We start from the raw sequence: 22,615 nt of genomic DNA on the forward strand, positions 1-22,615 counted from the left end.
ACGCTCGCGCTGACGATGCTGACCGGCGCGATCCTCGGTGCGCTGGTGTCGTTGACGTCGGTGGGTGCGGGCGCGATCGGCGTGACGGTGTTGCTGCTGCTGTATCCGATGCTGCCGACCACACGCATCGTCGGCTCCGACATCGCGCACGCGGTGCCGCTGACCTTGCTCGCGGGTGCCGGACATTGGCTGCTCGGCTCGATCGACTGGTCGATGCTGCTGTCGCTGCTGGTGGGATCGCTGCCCGGCATCGCGATCGGCAGCTTTCTGGCGTCGCGCGCGCCGGAAGTGCTGCTGCGCAATCTGCTCGCGGCGACGCTGACGCTGGTCGGCGTGCGGCTGGTGTTGTCGTGAGCCGCCCGTTGAAGACGCGTCAAGCGCGCACGCGGCGACCGGTGTCTATTTGAAAAACCGGCTGGTCAGATCCGCCTCGAACTGCCGGACCCACTGACCGTGGCCATCGCGATACGACCGTGACCAGTCGACACGCCGCACGGTGACGACGCGTTCGTGCGCCGGCTCACCGGGCGCCGCGCTCGCGCTGATGTCGAAATGCGCGGGCGCGAAACCGTGTCTTGCGCACACCAGTTCGAATGCCGCGCGATCGCCGATCGGCAGATCGATGTAGCGAAACTGCGTGGTTTGCATAAGCTTGGCTCCCCATTCCCTCCTCGTCACAGTACGCCCCGCGATGCGCCGGTACTGTGCCGCAGCGCACGAAGCCGGGACAGCCGCGCCTCGATCAGCACCAGTGAGTGCGGCAAGCCGCATTGCTGCGGTCCCGCAAACGTCGCAAGTGCCGCGCCCAAAACTGCGCACGAAAAAAAAGCTCCGGCGAAAATGCCGGAGCCTCCGAACTGATTGATAGACCTTCCGACGCGGGCCTTACGGCGCCGCGCTCGCGCGCACCGCTTACTGTTGCTTCGCCGTCAGCTTGTTCGTCACCGACGTCACGCCCTCGACGCCCTTGGCGGCTTCGCCGGCCTTCTCGGCCTGCCCCTGGTCCGGCACCGTGCCGGTCAGCGTCACTGCGCCGCCACGCGCGCGCACGGCGATGTGCGACACGTCGAGACCCTGGGTCTTGGTCAGCGCGTGGCGCACCTTACGGCCAAGTTCATGATTCGCTGCCTTGCCGGCCTTGACGGTGGCTGCCGCCGACGCCGTATCCGGAGCGTTTTGGGCGTAGACGCTGCACGCCGCCACCATTGCCACGACCGCACCCAGTGTTTTCAGAAAACCGACCGTTTTCATAGCTCTCTTCTCCTTGGTTTCACATTGGACCGCATCAACAAGCGGCTTCGTTACGACTACGGGCGGCCGTCATCGCGCGAATGCGCGCGTGCGCGACGGCCGTCAATGGTTGACACGATGTGCAAGAGGCGAGAGAGGCTGATTACCGGTAATCGGTAACCGCCAAACCGCGAAGTCCGCCGACGTGCCCGGTTCTTGTCCGTCTTGCCGGGATATCGCCGCAAACGTTGGATCGCGGTAACGATGCACAATTTAATCTAGCCGGCACAGAAGCGCAAAGGGTTTAGCGTGCGGCGTGGCGCACCGACAGCGGGTGCGTCATGCTTGCCGGATAAAGACGGACACGCTACGTGGTCGCGCAAAATTTGCATGGACGTCATGCTGGCGCGCACCCGCGACGCTCACCATTTGTTACGCGTTTGTCGGCGTGACGGGCGGCTACGCGATTCGCGGCCGTGCCAATCTCAGGTACCATCGGCGCGACGCGTGCTGGCGCGCCGCCCGAGCCGCCTGCGCGCATTCGCGCCCGACCGACCGCCGTTTTCAGAAGATCCGATGAAGCCTGACACCGGCCGCAGCCGCCCTACCCATCTCGTCGCTCGCTTTGTCGCGATCTCGTGGCGCGACCTGGCGGTCTCGTTCGGCCCGCTCGTGCTGCTCGTGATCGTCGGCATCTGGGCCGCCGTGCGGCTGATCCAGCCCGCTCCGCCGAATACGCTGACGATTAGCGCCGGCCCGGTCGGCAGCACGTTCTGGATCGCCGCGCAGAAGTACAAGGCGATCCTCGCGCGCAACCGCATCACGCTGAACGTGCTGGCCTCGCAGGGTTCGCAGGAAAATCTGAAGCGACTGTTCGACCCGAAGGCCAACGTCGATGTCGGCTTCGTGCAGAGCGGCATCGCGCCCGCCGCGGTCGACAAGGACAAAAGCCTGATGTCGCTCGGCAGCGTCGCTTACGTGCCGCTCGCGATCTTCTATCGCGGCGCGCCGGTCGACTGGCTGTCCGGCTTCAAGGGCGAACGCCTCGCGATCGGCCCCGAGGGCAGCGGCACGCGCGAGCTCGCGCTCGCGCTGCTGAAGGCCAACGGCATCGTGCCGGGCGGCCCGACCCAGCTGCTGCCGCTGACGGGCGACGCAGCCGCCGACGCGCTGATCGACGGCACGATCGACGCAACCTTCCTCGCCGGCGACTCGGCGCAACCGGCCGTGATGGGCAAGCTCTACCGCACGGGGAATGTGCGCTTCTACGATTTTTCGCAGGCCGACGCGTACACGCGCCGCTTTCCGTACCTGACGCAGCTGAAGGTGCCGATGGGCGCCTTCGACCTCGGCAAGAACCTGCCGGCGAACTCGATCAGCATCGTCGCGCCGACCGCCGAGCTGATCGCGCGCGATTCGCTGCATCCGGCGCTGTCGGATCTGCTGATCGAAGCCGCGCGCGAGGTGCACGGCGGCGCGACGACGATGCAGCGCGCCGGCGAATTCCCCGCGCCGCTCGCGCACGATTTCCCGCTGTCCGACGACGCCGCGCGCTACTACAAGTCGGGCAAGAGCTTCCTGTACCGGACGCTGCCGTTCTGGATCGCGAGCCTCGCCGACCGCCTGCTGGTGATCGTCGTGCCGCTGATCGTGCTGCTGGTGCCGGCGCTGCGCGTCGTGCCGGGCTTGTACGCATGGCGCGTCAAGTCGCGCATCTATCGCTGGTACGGCGCGCTGATCGCAATCGAGCGCAGCGCGCTCAGCGAACACTCGCCGGCCGAACGCGCGTCGCTGATCGAGCGGCTCGACGCGATCGAAGACTCGGTCAACGGCATGAAGATGCCGCTCGCATACGCGGACCAGTTCTACGTGCTGCGCGAGCACATCGGCTTCGTGCGGCGGCGGCTCATGGCAAGCCGCGACACGCCGGCCGGGCTGGACGAAGCCGACGAGCAGGCGGCCGATCAAGTCAAAGGCTGAGCGCGCCGGCGACACCGCCTGAACCCGCACCCGCCGCCCGCCACCAGGGGATATCGACCGGTGCAAGCCGGGAGCGCACCGCGTAAGATCGCTACAATTTTGATGAGATAACGGACCCACCCTCCGCTCCGTCCGACACAGGCAATCCGGGAGACCTTTATGACCGTTGGCATCGACGCCCAACAGCCGCTGTGGTTTTACGATTTCGTCTCGCCGTTCACGTACCTGTTGCTCGAGCAACACGACAAATGGCCCGGCATGGACTTCGCATTCACGCCGGTCGTGCTGAACGATCTGTATCGCCACTGGGGCCAGCGCTCCGCGTACAGCGTGCCCGCCAAGCGCACCTTCATGTACCGGCATGCGCTGTTTCGCGCGGAGCAGCTCGGCATCCCGTACAAGATGCCGCCCGCCCATCCGTTCGATTCGATGAAACCGCTGCTGCTCGCAACCGCCGCGAACGGCGACGTGCAATTCGTGCGCGAGATTTTCCGCTTCATCTGGCGCGACGGGCGCGACCCGTCGAGCGACGAAGCGTTCGCCGAGCTGTGCGAGCGCGTCGGCAGGCCGGACGGCCCCGAGCTGATCCAGGACGAAGCGGTGAAGGCGCAACTGCAGCGCAATACCGCCGATGCGATCGACCTCGGCGTCTATGGCGTGCCGACGTTTCGTCTGAACGATCAGCTGTTCTGGGGCGAGGACGCGCTGCCGATGGTGCTGTACTGCGCGCGCACGCCGAACTGGCTCGAATCGCGCGAAGTGAAGCGGATCAGTTCGCTGCCGTGGGGCCTCGCGGACAAGCCGGCACCGGCGCCATAACACGGCGGCGGCGGGCCGCGCTGCGGCTGCCGCTTCGGCCCGAGCGAAGCGCCGCCGGCACGCGCCGCGCTGATGCCGGCCATACCGCGCCCGCTATGCCGCCGACGCGCAAACGGGCCTAAGGTTATAGGCTTTCGCACCCCACGCGCGCGCCGCGCGGCGAGCCGATCGGCGGCGCCCGCGTCACCACGCTTCGACCATGGACGACACCGCCGCCTCACTCGATATCTGGCTCGTGCGCGTGCTGCGCACGCTGCTCGTCGAGCGCAGCGTCACGCAGACCGCGATGCGGCTGAACCAGACCCAGCCCGCGATCAGCACCGCGCTGCGCAAGTTGCGCGATACGCTCGGCGATCCGATTCTGGTGCGCGGCAAGTCGGGCATGGTGCCGACCGAATACGGCGAGTCGCTGCTCGCGGCCGCGCAGCGCGTGCTGCGCGATGTCGATTTCGTCGCGACGCCGCACGGCGATTTCGACCCGGGCCGCTCGCGCCGCACGTTTCGCGTCGCCGCGCCCGACTATCTGAACGACTTCTTCATGCCGACCGTGATCGCGCGATTTCGCGAGGCGGCGCCGCATGCGCGGCTCGAAATCGAGTCGCTGGGGCCGCTGCTCGATCATTCGGCCGCGCTCGACGCCGGCGAACTCGATCTCGTGATCGGCAACTGGCCGAAGCCCGATCCGCGCTTCGAGCGCAGCGACCTGTTCGCCGATACCGTCGTGTGCATGATGCGCGCCGACCATCCGCTGACCCGCGAACCGCTCACGCGCGACGCCTATCTGGCCGCGCCGCATCTGGCGCCGACCCCGTACAGCGGCACGCGCGGCGGGGCGATCGATACCGGCTTCGCGCGCGCGAAGGCGAGCCGGCGCATCGTCGCGACGCTGCCCTACTTCGGGCTCGTCGCGCAGACGCTGCTGCAATCCGATCTGATCTTCACGACCACACGGCGCTTCGCGATGCATTACGCGAGCATGCTGCCGCTTGCGGTCGTCGATGTGCCGATCGCGTTTCCGCGCATCCGCTGCTATCAGTTGTGGCATCCGCAGCCGGATCGGCCGAGCGATGTCGGCTGGCTGAGGACGTTGATGTCCGAGGTGTCGAGTGAGCTGGTCGCGCGCAAAGCGCCGCGCGTGAAGACGCCACAGCGGGGCCAACAACGAGTGTCCAGCGGCAAATGAAGAAGGGGGACGGCGCATGAGCCCCGTCCCCCCCGAACACTCGCGCAAGCCCGTTGCGCCGTGTGGCCTAAGCCATGATCTGCTCCGTTGCGCGGATCTGGCTCGCGGCCCGTTGTGCCCTCAATCGCAGCAGTTGGGCGCACACCGCAATCGCGATCGCGGCGGGCGCCTTGTCGACGATGCCCTCGACGCCGATCGGGCACGTCATGTCCGCGAGCCGCTCCAGCTCCACGCCTCGTTCGAGCAGACGCCGCTCGAATTTCACGCGCTTCGTCTTCGAGCCGATCATGCCGAAATAGCTAAAATCGCGCCGTCGCATGATGCGCGCGGCCAGCGAAAAATCGAGCGCATGGTTGTGCGTCATCACCAGAAACCACGCGCCGGGCGGCGCCGCGTCGACGATCGCATCGGGCGTGTCGGTCGCTTCGACCTGCACGTTGGGCGGCGTTTCGTCGGGGAACAGCTCGTCGCGCTCGTCGACCCACTGGACCACGCACGGCAGGCTGCCGAGCAATTGCACGAGCGCATGGCCGACATGTCCCGCGCCGAACAGCACGATATGCATCGGCGCGGGCCGCGGTGCCATTTCGGATGCGACGCTACGCCGGCCGATCCGCACCGGCGCGCGGTCGTCACTGGCGCCGGTGCCGTTCAGAGAATTGTTCAGGCGTACTTCCATATCGCGCTCCCGCTCGTCCGCCATTCGCATCAAGCCTGCCGCGCGGCCGTGGTCGCGGCGCGCACCGCGCCGACCGCCTTCAGGATTTCCTCGCTGGTCGCGGGCGCATTGAGCGGCGGATTGACCCGGTGGCCGCCCACCGCCGACACCGCGTCGCGCACCGCGAAGAACACCGAGAACGGCAGCAGCAGAGGCGGCTCGCCGGTCGCCTTCGAACGATGGATGCTGTCCTCCACGTTGCGGTTCTTGAACAGCTTCACGTTGAAGACCGGCGGCACGTCGTTGACGGTCGGAATCTTGTACGTCGACGGCGCGTGCGTCATCAGCTTGCCGCCCGCGTTCCACCACAGTTCTTCCGTGGTGAGCCAGCCCATGCCCTGGATGAACGCGCCTTCCACCTGGCCGACGTCGAGCGCCGGATTCAGCGATGCGCCGACGTCGTGCAGCGCATCGGCGCGCAGCACGCGCATTTCGCCGGTCAGCGTGTCGATCACGACTTCCGATACCGCCGCGCCATACGAGTAGTAATAGAACGGCCGGCCTTGCAGCTTCGACTGATCCCAGTAGAGCTTCGGTGTCGCATAGAAACCGTCGGACCACAGCTGGATGCGCGCGAGATACGCCTTCGCGATCACTTCCTCGAACGGCACGGCGACCTCGCCGACCACCACGCGATCATGCGCGAAGCGCACGTCGCGCGCGTTCACGCTGCCCGCGCCGTAGCGTTCGGCCGCGAAAGCGGCGAGCCGCTCGCGCAGCTGGCGCGCGGCGTCCTGCGCGGCCTTGCCGTTCAGGTCGGAGCCGGTCGACGCGGCCGTCGCCGACGTATTGGCGACCTTGCTCGTATCGGTCGCACTCACGCGAATGCGCTTGAAGCCGACCCCGAGTTCATGCGCGACGACCTGCGCGACCTTGGTGTTCAGCCCCTGGCCCATTTCGGTGCCGCCGTGATTCACGAGCACCGAGCCGTCGGTGTAGATATGCACGAGCGCGCCGGCCTGGTTGAAGTGCGTGACGTTGAACGCGATGCCGAACTTGACCGGCGTCAGCGCGAGGCCTTTCTTCAGGATCTCGTTGTTCGCGTTGAATGCGTCGATCTCCTTGCGGCGCGCGCGATAGTCGCTGGTCGCTTCGAGTTCGTCGATCAGCTCGTGAATCACGTTGTCTTCGACCACCTGGCCGTACGGCGTCTGATTGCGTTCGGTCTTGCCGTACAGATTGCGGCGGCGCACGTCGAGCGAATCCATACCGCACGAGCGCGCGACGTTGTCGAGGATGTACTCGATCGCGAATGCGCCCTGCGGGCCGCCGAAGCCGCGAAACGCGGTGTTCGACTGCGTGTTGGTCTTGCCGCAGAAGCCGTCGATCGATACATCCGACAGCCAGTACGCGTTGTCGAAGTGGCACAGCGCGCGCGTCATTACCGGGCCCGACAGGTCCGCGGAAAAGCCGCAGCGCGAGGTCATGTCGACGGCGACGCCTTCGATTACGCCGTCGTCGGCGTAGCCGACTTCGTACGTGTAGTGGAAATCGTGGCGCTTGCCGGTCACCATCATGTCGTCGTCGCGATCGGGGCGCAGCTTCACTGGGCACAGCAGCTTCCATGCGGCGAGCGCGGCGCAGCAGGCGAATAGCGCCGACTGCGATTCCTTGCCGCCGAACCCGCCGCCCATGCGCCGGCATTCGATCAACACGTTATGCGATGCAACGCCCAACGTGTGCGCGACGAGGTGCTGCATTTCGGTCGGATGCTGGGTCGAGCAGTAGACGTGCATGCCGTCGTCATCTTTCGGCACCGCGTACGAGATCTGCCCTTCCAGATAGAACTGCTCCTGGCCGCCGAGCAGCATCGCACCGGCCTCGCGATGCGCGGCGCGCGCGATCTTCGTGCCGGCGTCGCCCCGCGCGAGCTTCATCGGCGGCAGCACGTACTGGTTCGCGGCGCGCGCCTGCTGCGCGGTCAGTACCGCCGGCAGTTCCTCGTAGACCACCTCGGCGCGCCGCGCGCCGAGCCGCGCCGCTTCGTGAGAGCTCGCGACCACGATGAACATCGGCTGGCCGACGTATTGCACGACGCCGTCGGCGAGGATCGGATCGTCGCCATGAACGATCGGGGCAACGTCGTTGACGCCGGGGATGTCGTCGGCGGTGAAGACCGCGACCACGCCGGGCGTCGCGCGCACCTGGTCGAGTGCGATCGACACGATCCTCGCGTGCGCCTTCGACGACAGCCCCAGCGCCGCGTGCAGCGTGCCCGCGAGTTCGGGGATATCGTCGGTGTAGGTCGCGCGGCCGCTCACGTGCAGATGCGCGGACTCGTGCGGACGCGACACGTGCACCTGGGTGAAGTCGTCGAGATCCTGAAGCTCTTTCAGGAACGGTTCGGCTTGCTGGTTCATCGTTGGGTTCTCCGTATCCGTGGACGCGCGGCGCTCAAACGCTTGCGCCGGCCGGCGCGACCGCGCGCACATCGAGTGCGCTCTTCGGCAGCGGCTCCCGCGCGCGCGTTTCGAGCCAGAAGCGGTACAGCGTGTTCTTCGCCGCTTCGAGGCGGTAGTCGCTGCTCGCGCGCATGTCGGTGAGCGGCGCGTAGTCGTTGCCGAGCGCGAGCATCGCGGCCTGTGCGGTCGCCTCGTGCCAATCAGCGTCGCGCAGCACGGCTTCGGCATTGAGCGCGCGCTTCGGCGTCGCGGCCATGCCGCCGAACGCGATACGCGGCTCGCGGATCACGTCGCCGTCGGCGATGAACGAGAACGCCGCGCACACGGCCGAGATATCCGAGTCGAAACGCTTCGACAGCTTGTAGGTGCGAAAGCGCAGGTTCTTGCGCGCGCCGCCGCGCGCGGGCACCTTCAGGCCGACGACGAACTCGTGCTCGGCCATGTCCTTCTTCTGATATGCGAGGTACAGGTCTTCGAGCGGCATCTCGCGCTCGATGTCGCCGCCGCGCACGATCACGCGCGCGCCGAGCGCGATCAGCCCGGGCATCGAATCGCCGATCGGCGAGCCGTTCGCGATGTTGCCGCCGAGCGTGCCGGCGTTGCGGATCGGCAGCGACGCGAAGCGCTGCCACATTTCGGTCAGCTCCGGATACTGCTTCGCGATCTCGGCGTACGCTCTTTCGACGCTGACGCCGGCGCCGATCTCGATCCAGTCGTCATTGGTTTCGAGCTTTTGCAGCTCGGCGATCTGCCCGACGTAGACGAGGTTGCCGAGCGCGCGCATCTGCTTGGTGACCCACAGGCCGATATCGGTGCTGCCCGCGAGGATGCGCGCGGCCGGTTCCTGCTCCTTGATCTGCGCGAGCGCCGCGACCGTGCGCGGCGCGGCGAAGCGCTGGCCCGCGTGCTCGTACTCGAACGTGTCGCGGCGCTCGAGCGTCGCGAGCGTGTCGGCGAGCGCCTTCACGTCGAGCGGCGCTGTCGGCGCGGGCGCGTCGAACATGCGCTCGGCCGCGTCGACGATCGGCCGGTAACCGGTGCAGCGGCAAAGGTTGCCGGTCAGCGCATTGCCGATCGCCTCGCGCGACGGCACCGTGCGGTTCGCGCAGCCATGCTCGTGGCCGTGCTTCTCGTAGAGCGCCCACATCGACATGATGAAGCCCGGCGTGCAGAAGCCGCACTGCGAGCCGTGACAATCGACCATCGCTTGCTGCACCGGATGCAGCGAGCCGTCCGGCTGGCGCAGGTCTTCGACCGTGAAGAGCGCGCGGCCGTCGAGCGTCGGCACGAACTGGATGCAGGCGTTGACCGCCTTGAAGTCGACGCCGCCCGCCGCGTTGCGCTCGCCGATCACGACGGTGCAGGCGCCGCAGTCACCCTCGGCGCAGCCTTCCTTGGTGCCGGTGCAATGCGCGTCCTCGCGCAGATACTGCAGCACCGTGCGGGTGATGGGCGCGTCCTGGATTTCGCGGATCGCGTTGCGGTGATAGAAGCGAATCGGCTCAGTCATGTCTCGATGCTCTCGTCTGTTCTGTGTTCGCGCGGACCCGCCGCGTCGATGGTTTGAAAGCTATCACCGTCAATAAACGCAACCCATAGCTTGAATCGCATGGGGGACATATTCGTCGCGCGATATGGAGATGGATTTGCGCGTGGCAACGCTTATGTTGATCGGACGTTTTTGCCGTTTTTTTAGACGTTTTGCAGGTGAAATGACATGTCTTATCCCGGCAAGCCGCGCGAAACCGGACCTTTACCAAGTCGCGACCCGCCATTTATTCGTCCCATTTTTTAAGCAAGCCCTGCAAGGGAATCGGTTCCATGGGAGAATCACGGCTCTTCGCCGATTTCAAGTCTCGTTTTCCCGATGTCCACCGACTCCGCGCCCGCCCGCAGCGAATTTGCGACGACCCTGCAGATCATTCCAGTCGTCTTTTTCACCTTCCTTTGCTACCTCGCGATCGGAATTCCGCTCGCGGTGTTGCCCGGCTACGTGCACGGCGACCTCGGCTACAGCGCGGTGCTGGCCGGCGCGGCGATCAGCGTGCAGTACCTCGCGACGCTCGCGTCGCGGCCGCTCGCGGGCCGTTCGGCCGACACGCTCGGGCCGAAGCGCACGGTATCGATCGGTCTGCTCGGCTGCGGCGCGAGCGGCGTGCTGCTGCTGCTCGCCGCGCTGGCCGGTCAGTGGCCGGTGCTGAGCCTCGCGCTGCTGGTGTGCAGCCGCCTCGTGCTCGGTTTCGGCGAGAGCCTGTGCGGCACCGGCGCAATCCTGTGGGGGATCGGCCGGGTCGGCACGTCGAACAACGCCCGGGTCATTTCGTGGAACGGCATCGCAACCTACGGCGCGCTCGCGATCGGCGCGCCGCTCGGCGTGATGATCTCGCGCTCGATCGGCTTCACCGCGCTCGGCATTCTGGTGATCGCGCTCGCGGGGCTCGGCTATTACCTCGCGCGTCTGATCGCGCCCGTGCCGGTCGTGCACGGCGAGCGGATGTCGTATCGCAGCGTGTTCACGCGCGTGCTGCCGCACGGCATGGGTCTTGCGCTCGGCTCGGCCGGTTTCGGCTCGATCGCGACCTTCATCACGCTGTTCTATGCGGCGAAGCACTGGCCGAACGCGGCGCTGTCGCTGACGCTGTTCGGCACGCTGTTCATCGGCGCGCGCCTGCTGTTCGCGAACACGATCAAGACCTACGGCGGCTTTCGCGTCGCGATCGTATCGTTCTCGTTCGAATGCGCGGGTCTGTTGATGCTGTGGCTCGCGCCCGAGCCGCATATCGCGCTCGCGGGCGCCGCGCTGACCGGCTTCGGCTTCGCGCTGGTGTTTCCAGCGCTCGGCGTCGAGGCGGTCGGGCTGGTGCCGCCGGCGAGCCGCGGCGCGGCACTGTCCGCGTATTCGGTGTTCCTCGATCTGTCGCTCGGCATCACCGGGCCGCTGGCGGGGTATATCGCCGGCGAGTTCGGTTACGGCTCGGTGTTCCTGTTTGCCGCGCTCGCGGCTGCCGCGGCGGTCGTGCTGTCGACGGTGCTGTATCTGCGCAACGCGAAAGTGACCAATCTGTCCACCGCGCAGTAAGCACCGTTCGCCTCGGCGGCTAATCCCGCTCCGCCGCCATTTCCTGCTTGATCGCCGTCTGCGAGCGCACCGCGATCTGGCCGTGATTGATCCGGCTCGCCACGTTGTACACGCCGATCAGCATGAACAGTTCGGTCGCGGCCACCGAGCACGCGGTGCCGACACCGCCCCAGAAGTAGATGCTGATCGGTGCCTGCACCAGATGGAACAGCGCGCCGTAGATATAGATCCGCTTCAGCAACGACTGATTGCCCGACGCGATCACCGTCAGCATCACCTGGGTCGTCGTCATGCCGACGATTGCCGGCACGAACACGAGAACGCGCAAAATGCGGAACGTCTCGCCGAACGCCTCGCCGAGAAAACGTCCGACGAACCATTCGCCGAGCACCGTGAAGCCGACCAGGATCAGCACCGCCGACGCCGCGAACGCGAGCATGAAGCCGCGGTTGACCTTGTGGATATAGCCGAAGTCGTTGCGCTCGTACGCCACGCAGATCTTCGGAAAGAACGCCTGGATGGCCGGCGCCGTGCACGCGCGCAGCGCGTTGGTGAGCCGCTCGGCCGCCACGTAATAGCCGACCGCGCCCGGGCCGCTGATCATGCGCAGCATGATCACGTTTGCGTACATGTACACGGACGTCAGCGCCGAGCCGAGAAAGATGTGATACGCCTCTTTCGCCTCGGCCATCACGTCGGCCCAGCTGACCCGCACGGTCAGCAGAATCTCGCGCTTCCAGATCAGCACGCCCATGAGGATCAACCCGCACACGAAGGTCGGCGCATATTGCAGCGTGGCCGCGAGCATCACGTCGTCGCGAGTCTTCACGAACAGGAACAGCGGAATCAGCAGACCTACGCGCGTGGCGAGCAGCGTGCCCGCGAGCACCGGCAGGCGCTGCGTGCCTTCGTAGAAGCAGCCGGGCGTCAGCACGCCGCCCCAGATCACGAGCGAGCCGAGCAGCGTCGCAGCGCGCTCCTGCGGCGACATGTGAGCGGCGAACGCCCAGACGACCAGCACCAGCGAGCACAGCAACGCGAGAATCGCGCGGCCGATCGTGGTCGACCAGTAGATGCGGTTCACGACTTCCGGGTTGTCGATGTGGACCGCCACCTTGCGCGCGCTCGACAGGCCGAAGCCGAAGTCGACGATGACGAGAAGAATCTGCGAAATCGATTGCGCGTAACCGATCACGCCCAACCCGGCCGGCCCAAGTACGTGCGACAGATACGGCAACGTAACGAGCGGCAGCACGTAGTTCAGCGCATACACCGAATACAGCGCGATGATGACGTTTCTCGTCGACACAATCGTCCTGTTTGCAGTTAAAACTCAAGTCGAAAAAACAGAATACGACACGAAAGCAGGTTCACTTAGTGCGATATCGATCTTGTTGTAGCGATCGTCTTCACTATTTGCGTTCAACACCGCGCTCTTCACCGCATTGCCGATCAGATTGCTGACCACGGTCTTGTAGTTGGCATCGCTTGCGTCGGTTGCGAACAGGATTTCGGCGAGTAGAGCATGGCCGCGTGTGGCCGCACGCAACACCACGCGGCCCGAGGTCGAGCGCAGCACGTTGATCGAGATGCGCGTCGTCTCCTGCGACACCGTCTGGTTTCCGCAATGCAGTGCCGCCGCGACGCCGCCGCGTTCGTAGCCGACGCCGAGATTCAGCGCATGCACGAGGCTCGCGTCCTTGCCGCCCGCGATCGCGCCGCCGCCCGGATACGCCTTTGCGTAACCGACGATCGAATCGCCGGCGCGATCGCCGAAATTGCCCTGAATCGTGATGCCGTCGAGCGGCGTGCTGCCCGGCGCGGTGGAACTGCCGTACACGAACTGCGGGCCGTCGCAGCCGGCGTTCTCGTCGTCCTGGCCGGGACGGTAGCGATTGCCGACGATCGTCGCGCCCTGCTGGTAGTCGATCTGGATGTGGCAGCTCTGACCGGGCGGCACATCGAGGTACGACGGATGGCCGCGCGTCGAGAACTTCCAGCGGCCGATCTTGCCGTCGCCGCCGCAACCGTTGCGCGAGAAGTAGTTGCCGTTCACCACCTTGCCCCAGTTGCCGCTCTTCATATAGACGCCGGCAAAGCCATTGCGATCGAACACCGCGCCGACGATCAGCGACTCCGCGCCGAGAATCACGCCATGCCGCGCGTTCCATTCCCAGCGTCCGCCGATCACCTGCCAGAAGTTGTCGACGATATCCGCGCCGGCCGTATGGCAGAACATGCCGATGCAGTTGATCAGCGAGCCGTCGGTATGCTCGGTCGCGTAGAAGCCGCGCTCGCACATGTACGCATAGCAGCGCTCGAGCGTCGACGTGACGCCGAGCTCGTAGCCCGCGCGCGAAAAACCGATCGCCGTGCAACGACTCGCGCCGGCCGACGTGCCGAAGTGGATGCCGATCGCCGTGTTGCCGGTGTGCGCCGGATAGTTGGCGAGGTAGTAGATGACCTTGTCGTAATGCGCGGGCCGCACCTGCACATGCTCGACGAACGCCGAGTCGCCGAGCTTCAGCGCCGCCGACGTCGGGCCGCCCGCGTCCTGTCTCTCCAGCACGGTCGCGCCCATCGCGATGTCGGTGATCACTACGTATTCGCCGCCGCCGTCGCCGCGCAGTCTCGAACCGTTGGCGGTGGTCAGGTCGCCGGTGTAACGCCAGATGCCGCGCGGCAGATAGAGCCCGCGCGCGCCGCTCGCGAACGCCTCGCGGAGTTCGGCGCCGACATCGTAGCCGGACGCGCCGCGCTGGATCGCCGCCAGCCTGCGCGGATCGACGAAGCGCGCGACGCTGACCTCGAGTCCCGCGACGATGTCGCTCAGCGTCTTCAGATAGCTCGGCGCCACCGGTTCCGATGCGGCACGCTCGGGCACGGACGCGGCGACGCGCAGGATGCCGCCTGCGCCGTCGTCCGCGCCGTTACCCGGAGTCGCGAACGCGTCGGACGCGCGCGCCGCGTGCCCCGTCGCGCGCGCGATGCCCAGATCGGCTGCGCTTGCACTGGCCCCGGCCAGGCCGCCGAGCAGGAACGTCTTGAGCGCCTGTCGCCGGGTTTTCATCTACTCCTCCCCCATTGCGTTACTCCTTCTTTTTTCACGTCGATACGGCGCGAGGCGTCACTCGACCGTGATGCTTCGCGCCTGCTCGGCGGCCGCCGGACGCGCGCTCACGGCGCTCATCGGGACCGGCAGCGCACGCGCCTTCGCGCCGCGAATCAGGCCCTGCACGCCTGGCGGTCTGAACAGCGGCACACGATACTTGCGGCTGAAGCGCCACAAGCTGTTCATATGCCGGCGTCCCGCCTTGCTGAGGAAGCCCGCTGCCGACGCACGCTGATGCTCGTGCGTGAGCCGCGCGCCCGGCACGCACAGCACGCGGTAGCCCGCCTGCCAGATGCGCGCGCAAAAATCGACGTCCTCCATATAGAGGAAGAAGTGCTCGTCCATGCCGCCGAGTTCGCCGAACAACGCGCGCCGCACGATGAAGCCCGTGCCCAGCACCCACTCGGCTTCGAACGGCGTGCCCGCGGCCCATGCTTCGCGCATCATGTGGATGTCGATGCGGCGCTTGAACACGCCGAGCCGCCCGAGCGGCGAACGCCGGCCGAGTATGTCGAGCACCGAATAGAAGCGCCGCGCGGAGAACTGCCGCTCGCCATCCGGATAGACCAGATCGAGACCGACGAGGCCGACGTCCTTCTCCGTGTTGAACAACTGCACCGCCTTTTCGAGCGATGTATCGACGAAATAGGTGTCCGGGTTCAGCACCAGCACGAGTTCGCGCAGACAACCGACCATGCCGAAATTGACGCCGGCTCCGAAGCCGCGATTGATCGACGTTTTGACGAGTCTCACTCCTGTCGGAAGCGTCTCCCGCAGATAGGAAAAGGAATTGTCCGGTGAAGCGTTGTCCACTACGACGATGTCCTCCTTATCCGCAATCGAAAGTTCCAGCACGGAGCGCACGCAATTTCCGACCAGTTTCGGCGTGTTGTAATTGACGATCACCACGCTAAACATTCCCTTCAGGTTCATCCCCACCTCCTGCTTTGCATCAGGTGTTCGTGGAATTACCCCCAAACACGGCTTTCCAGTTCGTTCACCATGCTTCGCGCTCGTCGCGCGCACTATCGACTACCCACTGCTCGTCCGCGCGATGCGGACGATCTGGCATGCACTGCCTTGCGGTTCGCTACGCGTTGTTTCGACGCGGTCCGTCCACGTAATCGAACACTGGCAATGTCATCAGGATGAAGACAAACGGAATCACTTCGATCGATTGATAGAAGAGCGTTTGAAATAAAGCGGCCCAGACACACAGCGCAATGCGGCTTGCGCTGCTCACGAGTTTCGTCACCGATATCAGCACGCCGTAATAGAAGATCGCGCCCATCAGGCCGATATTCAGGATCTGCTGCAGCACGCTCGATTCGACGATGCCGAACTCCTGTTTCACCGGCTCGGGCGCCGAGTTCGTGACGAGCCCGAAGTAGGTGCCGGCGATCGCGTTGACCGGCAATACGAGCGACTTGGCCTTTTCCCATGCTTCGGCGCGGCCGTCGTTGCCTTCCGATTGCAGGTCGGTCGCGCCGATCATCCGTTCGGTGCCGACGTTGACGACACTATCGTTCTGACTGCTCAGCGCGACGCCGAAGATCATGATCGCCATCGTCGCAAGCACCGTGGCGACGATCAGCTTCGCGTTTCTGGTGATGAACTGAATCGGTCCCTGCACGAACGCGAGCCCGAACGTGCCGAGAATGATCAGCATGCCGCTGCGCGACAGCGCGGAGAAAATCGCGAAGCTGAGCACCGCGCATGCGAGGCCCGACAGCACGTTCTTGCGCACCAGATAATCGACGCCGCACAGCGACGCGGCAATCGCGACGAACAGCGGGTAATGCAGATAGCTGCCGGTCAGCGACGGCGCGCGCAGGTTGTCGAAGCCGTAAGTCGCGCCGGGCAGATCGATAGGGAACACGTTCTGCTGCTGCGCGAGCGCGACGCCCGCCTCGATCAGCGCGATCAGCACGAGCCCGACATAGGCGACGCGGGGCCGCACGAAGCGTCTTTGATAGTTCGAGATCGCGTAGAAATAGATGAACAGCGTGAAGATGAAGACGAACAGATAGGACTGCCCGAGCTGATCGGTGACTGCGAGCGTCGCGACGATCGACAGCCCGATCGAGAACAGCATGCCCACGAGCAAGCCGAACGACAGGCGTCCTTCGTCGCGGAAGTAAGCGGCGATCGCCGTCGGCGAGATGTACCACACGAGCAGTCCGACGATGCCGCCGACCTGGATCAGATAGGCGGCGTCCTTGCCGATCAGATACTCGAGCACGCCGCGCGATGCGCACAGCACGACGGCCAGCAGATAGGCGATGGTCGCGATCATGGCGTCACGCCTGATACGCCACGGAGGCGTTGACGTTGACCGGTTCCCCGCGGTAGATGCGCTCGATCACGTGCTGGAACTCATCGATCTCGCACACGTTGAGCAAGGTGCCGTCGTGCTCGACGCCTTCCGCGCCGAGCGGCGTCGACACGACCGGCAGTTTCGCCGCGAGCATTTCGAGCGTCTTCAGCTTGACGCCTGCGCCGGACAGCAGCGGCACCACGCCGATATCGGCGGACTCGAAGTACTTGCCCGGATTTTCGACGAAACCGGTCACGCAGATATCGTCGCTATTCAGCCGCTTCACGCGCTCGCTCGGATCGGAACCGACCACGAACAGCTTCAGTTTCAGACCGCGCTGGCGCAGCGGCAAAAAGATCGTGTCGATGAAATTGAGCAGCGCTTCTTCGTTTTCGCGGCGCTGCATCGCCCCCCAGAACAGGATGTTGCCTTTCTCGATCGTGTCTTTGGAGCGCCGCACTTCCTTCAGAAACGCCGGCAGCGAGATCGGCACGACCTGCACCGTGCCGACCCCGGGATACAGGCCGTTGATCAGCTGCGCGTCCTTGCTCGACAGCACGAGCACCTTGTCGGCCAGCTTCAGCAGACGCTGTTCGAGCATGAAGGTCTGCCGGGTAAACAGCCATCCTTCGATGGACTTGATGCGCAGCATGACCTGGATCTGCACGTCATGCGCGCACATCACGATCTTCACGCCGTCGTGGAAACGCTCGCGCAGGTTCTGTGCATACGTGAAGCATTGTGAGAACTCGAGCCGCACCGTGTCGTAACGGTGCCTGTCGACGAGCTCGCAGAGGAACTTGCCGATCGCGGGTTTATAGCGCGAGTACAGGCGCGGTGAAAACGTCAGCGGATTCGCGAGGAACGACGGAATCAGGTCGAACCGGCTCACGTACTGGATATAGACGTTGCGTACGTTCGCGCGGAACTCGATGTCTTTTTCGTCGACCGGCACGCGCGACACGATCAGCACGTCCAGCTCCGATTCCGCGCTCAGTTTGATCAGGTAGTCGTAGGCCAACCGGTGGCCAGCTTGCGGCGCGTTTTTCTGAGGCAGAAAAGGCGTGACAAATAGCTGTTTCATCCGAGTAGTCCCTTGCCTGTACGGTGTGCGCTCGGCAAGCGCGGCCGTAAGATCCCTTCGCATTGCTATGTTGGTTTTCTGATCGGTCCATTCGGGCGCTACGCCCCGCACCGCGGGAGCGTCGCGAACCACGCGCCCGGGTTCATCGGTCGTACGGTTTGTAGATGTAGGCCGCGTAGCGATAGCGTCCGTAGCCGTAGCTGTAGCGTCCCGGCCGCATCTTCAGTCCGTTCATGATCACGCCGCGCACCGGCAGGCCGACCTTCTGCATCTGGCGGACCGACTCACGCAGTTCGCCGATGCCCGTCACACCCTGACGCGCGACGAAGAACGTCGTGCCTGCCACGCACGCGAGCCGCACCGCATCCGCGGCGAGCAGCACCGGCGGTCCGTCGAGCAGCACGACGTCGTAGCCGGTCGCGACCTGGCGCAGCACCGACTCGAGCCGCGCGTTCGACAGCACGTCGCTCGGGCTCGCCACCTGGCGGCCGCTCGCGATGAAATCGACACCCTGGAAACGGGTCGCGCGAATCAGCTCTTCGGGGCGGTACGCGCCCTGGATCAGATCGGACAGGCCGGGACCGCGATCGCCGCCGAGATGCCGATGCAGGAAGCCGCGGCGCAGGTCACCGTCGACCAGCAGCACGCGCTTGCCGGTCGCACCGATGACTGCGGCGAGATTCAGCGACACGAACGACTTGCCGATGCCCGGCGTCGGGCCCGTGATCAGCACGATATGGTTGCGCGCCTTGGTCATCGTGAATTCGAGCGCGGTGCGAAAGCCACGCAGACTTTCGATCGCCGGATCGATCACCGCTTCGCCCGCGAGCACGAGCGCCTTCGATTCCGGACGGCGACGGCTGTGCGCGAAGCGCTCTTCCTGACGGCTGAACGGCACGCTCGCGTAGACCGGCAGACCGGTGCGCAGCTCGACTTCGTACGGATCGTCGATCGCATCGAACAGACGCTGACGCACCAGCGCGATCACCGCGCCGACGAACACGCCGAGCATCATCGCGCCGATGATGATCAGGAGCGGCTTGGGCCGCACCGGCGTATCGGGCGCGACGGCGCCGTCGACGATGCGCACATTGCCGGCCTTGCCCGCCTTGATCAGCTTCAGCTGTTCGAGCGTATTGCGCAGCGACGTGTCGAGTTCGGTGCCGACCTGCACGTCGCGCTGCAGGCGCAGCACGTTCTGTTCGAGCGGCGGCAGCGATTGCGTCCGGCTCGCGAGATCTTTCGCTTCCTGTTGCGCCGCACGCAACTGCGCGTTGACCGACTGCACCGCCGGATGCTGGTCGGTGAAGCGCGACAGCAGTTCATTGCGCTTCTGCTGGAGTTCCGCGAGCCGCGTCTGCGCCTGAACCGACAGTTGCAGCAGGTTGGTCGCTTCCTCGCCGAGATCGACGGTGCCATGCTTCGCGCGGAAGTCGTTGAAGCGCGTTTCCGAATCCGAAAGCTGCTGGCGCATTTCCGGAAGCTGCATTTCGAGGAAACGGATCGAACGCTCCGCTTCCTCGGATTTGCGCTTCAGGTTCTGGCTCACGTATTCGCCCGCGATGGTCCCAAGAATCGCGCTGATCTTATTCGGATCGCTGCCCTCGAGCGACACGCCGAGGATGTCGGACTCCTTGCCTTTTTCGGAGATCGTCAATTCCTTGCGCAGCTTTTCGGTCGTCGTCAGCGCGGACTGGCGCCGCAATTCGAAGGTCGCGCCGGGCTTCGCGTCGATCCGGTCGACGACGAGCGTGAGCGGCCCGTAGTTGGTCGTCGCGGTAAGCGCCTGGCCGACCGTGCCGTCGAGCTTCAGCTTGCCGTATTGCAGCTCGTAGCTCGAACCCTCGCCCATCCTCAGCACGAACGGACGGTCGAACAGCTCTTCCGGCACGTCGAATTTCGACACCGTGATGCGCTCGTTGCCGTACACGTAGCCGTGCGGTCCCGGCGTCGACAGATGATCGGAATGGCGGGCGAGCCAGCGGCCGAACAGCGGGAAGTAGCGCGGCGCCGCTTCGATGTCGAGATTGAGCTTGTCGACCGCGCGGCCCACCACCATGCGCGAGCCGATCACCTGGGCCTCGCCGGACGTCGCGGTCTTTACGTCGAACATCGCGGACACGTCGCCGATCACGCTCTTGGACGAGGTTCCCGCGTTCTCCTCGACCTGCACCAGGATGTCCGCGCGATAGACGGGTTGGGAGAACACCGAATAACCGATGCCGAGCGCGACCGCGATGGCCGTCGTGATGGCAATCAGCTTGCGGTTGTCATACAGCGCATCCAGATAGTTCGCGAAGCCTGCCGGCGGATGTTCGCTGTTGTTGTTCCGGCTATCGAATGGTGCACTGCTTTGGTTCATGCGAGTTCTCCCAAAGTCTCGACGGTTTCCCACTACTTCGCGGCGCCCGGACCGGCACGTCGCCGCATCCAGTCACGCCCGTGTCCGTCGAGCCGACCGCCTCGATCGGACGGGGTAGCTGATTTACGCCACATCGGCTACCTTGTGTGTAACAGCACCTATGCGAGCTCGGCTCTTTTCCCTAACATCGCACCACTCGCTTTTTTACGGAGACCGAAATGAAAAAACTTCTTGCCGCCGTATTACCGGTATTACTGACTGCCCAGGTGGGACACGCCCAGAGCATCGTGTCCGCCTCCTCTTCCGCTTATGCGCCGCGTTATGTCGCCAAGCACTCGCAACTCGACGCGATGACGCCTCATGCGGCCAGTTCCACGACGCTTTACGGCTCCCCGTCGGATTTCGCGTACGCAAAAAAGAACCGCTATGTCGCGCCCAACGTGTACACCCAAACTAAAAACAGCCTTCCGAAGCAGAAACGTACAAGCGTTGCGCAGCCTGTCCGCGGCAAGAACTCAGCGGACCCCTACGGCAGCGATTTGTGGAATTCAGACCAGACCTACGCCTCTCCCGAGACCTCTGATCCGTACGGCGTGCGCTGAGCTTTAGCGCACCACCGTCTGGATCCCCCGTATCGCTGATGTGGCCGCGTGCGGCCACATTCTGTTTGGGTTGAGCTGACTGCCGGGCCCGGTAGCGAATATTTCCCCGATTAGCCGCGTCTCGTCCGCCGTTTTTCCACGCAAACGCTCACGACCTGCACATGCTCTTGTTCTGATGAGTCTGCGGTTTGGTCGGCCATCGAGCCGATCATCGCCAGCTACGCGCCCTCGCTTACCCTGTCGAGCCGCGCGCTTCAATGCTCGAAAAAAAGCCTTTCCTTGGCGATCATAATATTCAGAGAGCCCGTCCTTACAACGTTCGGCAGCGCACACAAAAGCCGATTGCTACAGGATTGCTTCAGACAAATCACGCAACAAAAAACGCATGTTTAAAGCGACGATAACCGTGCGGATATACACGCCGTTTGCCACAATCAGTACCGACTATTTTCAGGGCGCCGGACGCGGATTATCTGCATAGCGCGCGCGCCGGCGCGACGGTGCGATGGGCGCCGAGCTTTCGCCGATGTGCATGATTTCTGCCAGACGCCGCGCGTAATGCTCGGGCAGATATTCGCCGACGTCGTACTTTCTGTGCTCATCGGCCAGATGAACGGCCAATTCGCCGAGCGCCTGTTTCAGACTGCCCGGATCGAACTTGAACTTGATCTTGTTGCCGACCGATTCCGCGGTCACCGCCATGCTGCCGCCATCGCGAATCAGCACCGGCAGGCCTAGCATCGCCGCCTCGACGACGACGAGGGGCGCGTTCTCCGCGCCCACCGACGGCACGACCACCGCATCGGCGAACTCGCGCATCGCGGGAAACAGCTGCTGCTGCGGCATCGTGCCGAACAGGATCAGCTTGCGCTCGGCGATCAGCGACGCGTAGCGCTGTTCGATCGCCGCGCGATCCGGCCCGTCGCCATACACGCCGATGCTATTGATGCGTTCGAAGCCCGCCGCCTCGCAAAGCGTCAGAAATTGCAGCAGACCTTTCTCCGGCGAGATCCGTCCGACGAACGCGATGTTGAAGCGCTCCTTGTCGCGCACCGTGACGATCGGCATCGCACTCGGCACCGCCGACGGATTGTGCACGATCACCGTGTTCTCGATGCCCACGCGATGCAGCGCCTGCTGCATGAACAGGCTCGGGCACAGGATCTTGTCGAACACGCGCGCGGGCTGATAAGCCGCGCGGACCGCGTGCCACCACGCCTTCGTCATCAGATCGTGCACGAGGCCCTTCGGCGTCGGCCGCAACGTGAAAACCGCGCGTGTGCGCAACACGTCGAGCGGCAGAATGATCGGCCGCTTGTCCTTGTCGAAGTACTGCAGCGACGGGTTGTAGTAGACGAGGTGATAGTCGTGGCAGGTGTGATACGCGCGGTAGCCGAACTGACGCTGGTTGCGCGCGATCACGCTGAGAATCGAAGGCGATAGCACGTTGTGGTAGTTGTGCACCATCAGCCGATGCGGCCGGAAACGGTGCAGCGCCTTTTCGAGCGCGCGCGCGGCGGTCGTGTTCCAGGAGCGCGTCAGCATCGTCGAGCGGCCGCAGAACTGGCTATCGTCGAAACGCTCGACCTCCACGCCGCGCAGCGTGCCCAACAGCTCGGCCGATTGTTGATAGACCACTTCCGCGCCGCCCATGTGCGCGTAATCGTTGATCACCAGTACCCTGCAGCGCTGCATGTTCCCCTCCTGTTGTCTGCCTCTCGAGCCGT

18 protein-coding genes are annotated in these 22,615 nt (G+C 64.9%); 6 read left to right on the forward strand and 12 right to left on the reverse strand.

All coding sequences use genetic code 11. The features are described from left to right. Positions 1-354 (forward strand): TSUP family transporter (locus AB3X89_RS23315; protein WP_368585372.1); only part of this gene is annotated, 354 nt, incomplete at its 5' end. 45 nt (positions 355-399) lie between these two features. Here AB3X89_RS23315 and AB3X89_RS23320 read toward each other — a convergent pair. Next, positions 400-648, reverse strand: a complete 249-nt coding sequence (locus tag AB3X89_RS23320; protein WP_176109425.1) for a hypothetical protein — start codon at positions 646-648, stop codon at positions 400-402. A gap of 264 nt (positions 649-912) precedes the next feature. After that, on the reverse strand, positions 913-1,251 hold the full coding sequence (locus tag AB3X89_RS23325; protein ID WP_176109426.1) for a BON domain-containing protein: 339 nt from the start codon (positions 1,249-1,251) through the stop codon (positions 913-915). Between the two features lie 555 nt (positions 1,252-1,806). On the opposite strand from AB3X89_RS23325, the gene AB3X89_RS23330 reads away from it, so the two are divergent. From AB3X89_RS23330 to AB3X89_RS23340, 3 genes are all read left to right on the forward strand, one after another. After that, on the forward strand, positions 1,807-3,210 hold the full coding sequence (locus tag AB3X89_RS23330) for a TAXI family TRAP transporter solute-binding subunit (RefSeq protein ID WP_368585373.1): 1,404 nt from the start codon (positions 1,807-1,809) through the stop codon (positions 3,208-3,210). A 159-nt stretch (positions 3,211-3,369) separates the two neighbouring features. Continuing rightward, entirely contained in the window at positions 3,370-4,029 is a 660-nt protein-coding gene (locus AB3X89_RS23335) for a 2-hydroxychromene-2-carboxylate isomerase (protein WP_368585374.1), read from the forward strand. A 199-nt stretch (positions 4,030-4,228) separates the two neighbouring features. Continuing rightward, complete coding sequence (locus AB3X89_RS23340; RefSeq protein WP_368585375.1) at positions 4,229-5,212, forward strand: LysR substrate-binding domain-containing protein; 984 nt, start codon at positions 4,229-4,231, stop codon at positions 5,210-5,212. Positions 5,213-5,279: 67 nt separating this feature from the next. Here the strand turns inward: AB3X89_RS23340 and xdhC are convergent, their stop codons facing one another. The 3 genes from xdhC to xdhA are packed head-to-tail and all read right to left on the reverse strand — an operon-like array spanning position 5,280 to position 9,842. Then, the gene (gene xdhC / locus AB3X89_RS23345) at positions 5,280-5,891 is read right to left on the reverse strand and encodes a xanthine dehydrogenase accessory protein XdhC (RefSeq protein ID WP_368585376.1); all 612 of its coding nucleotides are present in this window, start codon (positions 5,889-5,891) and stop codon (positions 5,280-5,282) included. A 29-nt stretch (positions 5,892-5,920) separates the two neighbouring features. Beyond that, positions 5,921-8,290 carry a xanthine dehydrogenase molybdopterin binding subunit gene (gene xdhB, locus AB3X89_RS23350; RefSeq protein ID WP_368585377.1) on the reverse strand — a complete coding sequence of 790 codons (2,370 nt, stop codon included), beginning with the start codon at positions 8,288-8,290 and terminating at the stop codon, positions 5,921-5,923. A gap of 34 nt (positions 8,291-8,324) precedes the next feature. After that, the gene (xdhA, locus tag AB3X89_RS23355; protein ID WP_368585378.1) at positions 8,325-9,842 is read right to left on the reverse strand and encodes a xanthine dehydrogenase small subunit; all 1,518 of its coding nucleotides are present in this window, start codon (positions 9,840-9,842) and stop codon (positions 8,325-8,327) included. Positions 9,843-10,199: 357 nt separating this feature from the next. Between xdhA and AB3X89_RS23360 the strand changes: the two genes are divergently transcribed. Next, entirely contained in the window at positions 10,200-11,411 is a 1,212-nt protein-coding gene (locus tag AB3X89_RS23360; protein ID WP_368585379.1) for an MFS transporter, read from the forward strand. A gap of 19 nt (positions 11,412-11,430) precedes the next feature. Here AB3X89_RS23360 and AB3X89_RS23365 read toward each other — a convergent pair whose 3' ends face one another. The 6 genes from AB3X89_RS23365 to AB3X89_RS23390 all read right to left on the reverse strand — a co-directional run bounded on the left by AB3X89_RS23365 (position 11,431) and on the right by AB3X89_RS23390 (position 20,286). Next, a complete protein-coding gene (locus AB3X89_RS23365; protein WP_368585380.1) occupies positions 11,431-12,720 on the reverse strand; it encodes an oligosaccharide flippase family protein in 1,290 nt (429 codons plus the stop codon). A 24-nt stretch (positions 12,721-12,744) separates the two neighbouring features. Then, positions 12,745-14,481 carry a hypothetical protein gene (locus AB3X89_RS23370; RefSeq protein WP_368585381.1) on the reverse strand — a complete coding sequence of 579 codons (1,737 nt, stop codon included), beginning with the start codon at positions 14,479-14,481 and terminating at the stop codon, positions 12,745-12,747. A gap of 57 nt (positions 14,482-14,538) precedes the next feature. After that, the gene (locus AB3X89_RS23375; RefSeq protein ID WP_368585382.1) at positions 14,539-15,456 is read right to left on the reverse strand and encodes a glycosyltransferase family 2 protein; all 918 of its coding nucleotides are present in this window, start codon (positions 15,454-15,456) and stop codon (positions 14,539-14,541) included. A gap of 157 nt (positions 15,457-15,613) precedes the next feature. Continuing rightward, positions 15,614-16,819, reverse strand: a complete 1,206-nt coding sequence (locus AB3X89_RS23380; protein WP_368585383.1) for a hypothetical protein — start codon at positions 16,817-16,819, stop codon at positions 15,614-15,616. Positions 16,820-16,823: 4 nt separating this feature from the next. Continuing rightward, the gene (locus AB3X89_RS23385) at positions 16,824-17,924 is read right to left on the reverse strand and encodes a glycosyltransferase (RefSeq protein ID WP_368585384.1); all 1,101 of its coding nucleotides are present in this window, start codon (positions 17,922-17,924) and stop codon (positions 16,824-16,826) included. Positions 17,925-18,066: 142 nt separating this feature from the next. Then, positions 18,067-20,286, reverse strand: coding sequence for a GNVR domain-containing protein (locus AB3X89_RS23390; RefSeq protein ID WP_368585385.1), 2,220 nt, complete (start codon positions 20,284-20,286; stop codon positions 18,067-18,069). Between the two features lie 218 nt (positions 20,287-20,504). Between AB3X89_RS23390 and AB3X89_RS23395 the strand changes: the two genes are divergently transcribed. Next, on the forward strand, positions 20,505-20,888 hold the full coding sequence (locus AB3X89_RS23395; protein ID WP_368585386.1) for a hypothetical protein: 384 nt from the start codon (positions 20,505-20,507) through the stop codon (positions 20,886-20,888). A 450-nt stretch (positions 20,889-21,338) separates the two neighbouring features. Here AB3X89_RS23395 and AB3X89_RS23400 read toward each other — a convergent pair whose 3' ends face one another. Further along, entirely contained in the window at positions 21,339-22,583 is a 1,245-nt protein-coding gene (locus tag AB3X89_RS23400; protein WP_368585387.1) for a glycosyltransferase, read from the reverse strand. Positions 22,584-22,615: the final 32 nt, after the last annotated feature.

It is taken from the genome of Paraburkholderia sp. BR14320, assembly GCF_040948665.1.
Classification (GTDB): Bacteria; Pseudomonadota; Gammaproteobacteria; order Burkholderiales; family Burkholderiaceae; genus Paraburkholderia; species Paraburkholderia youngii.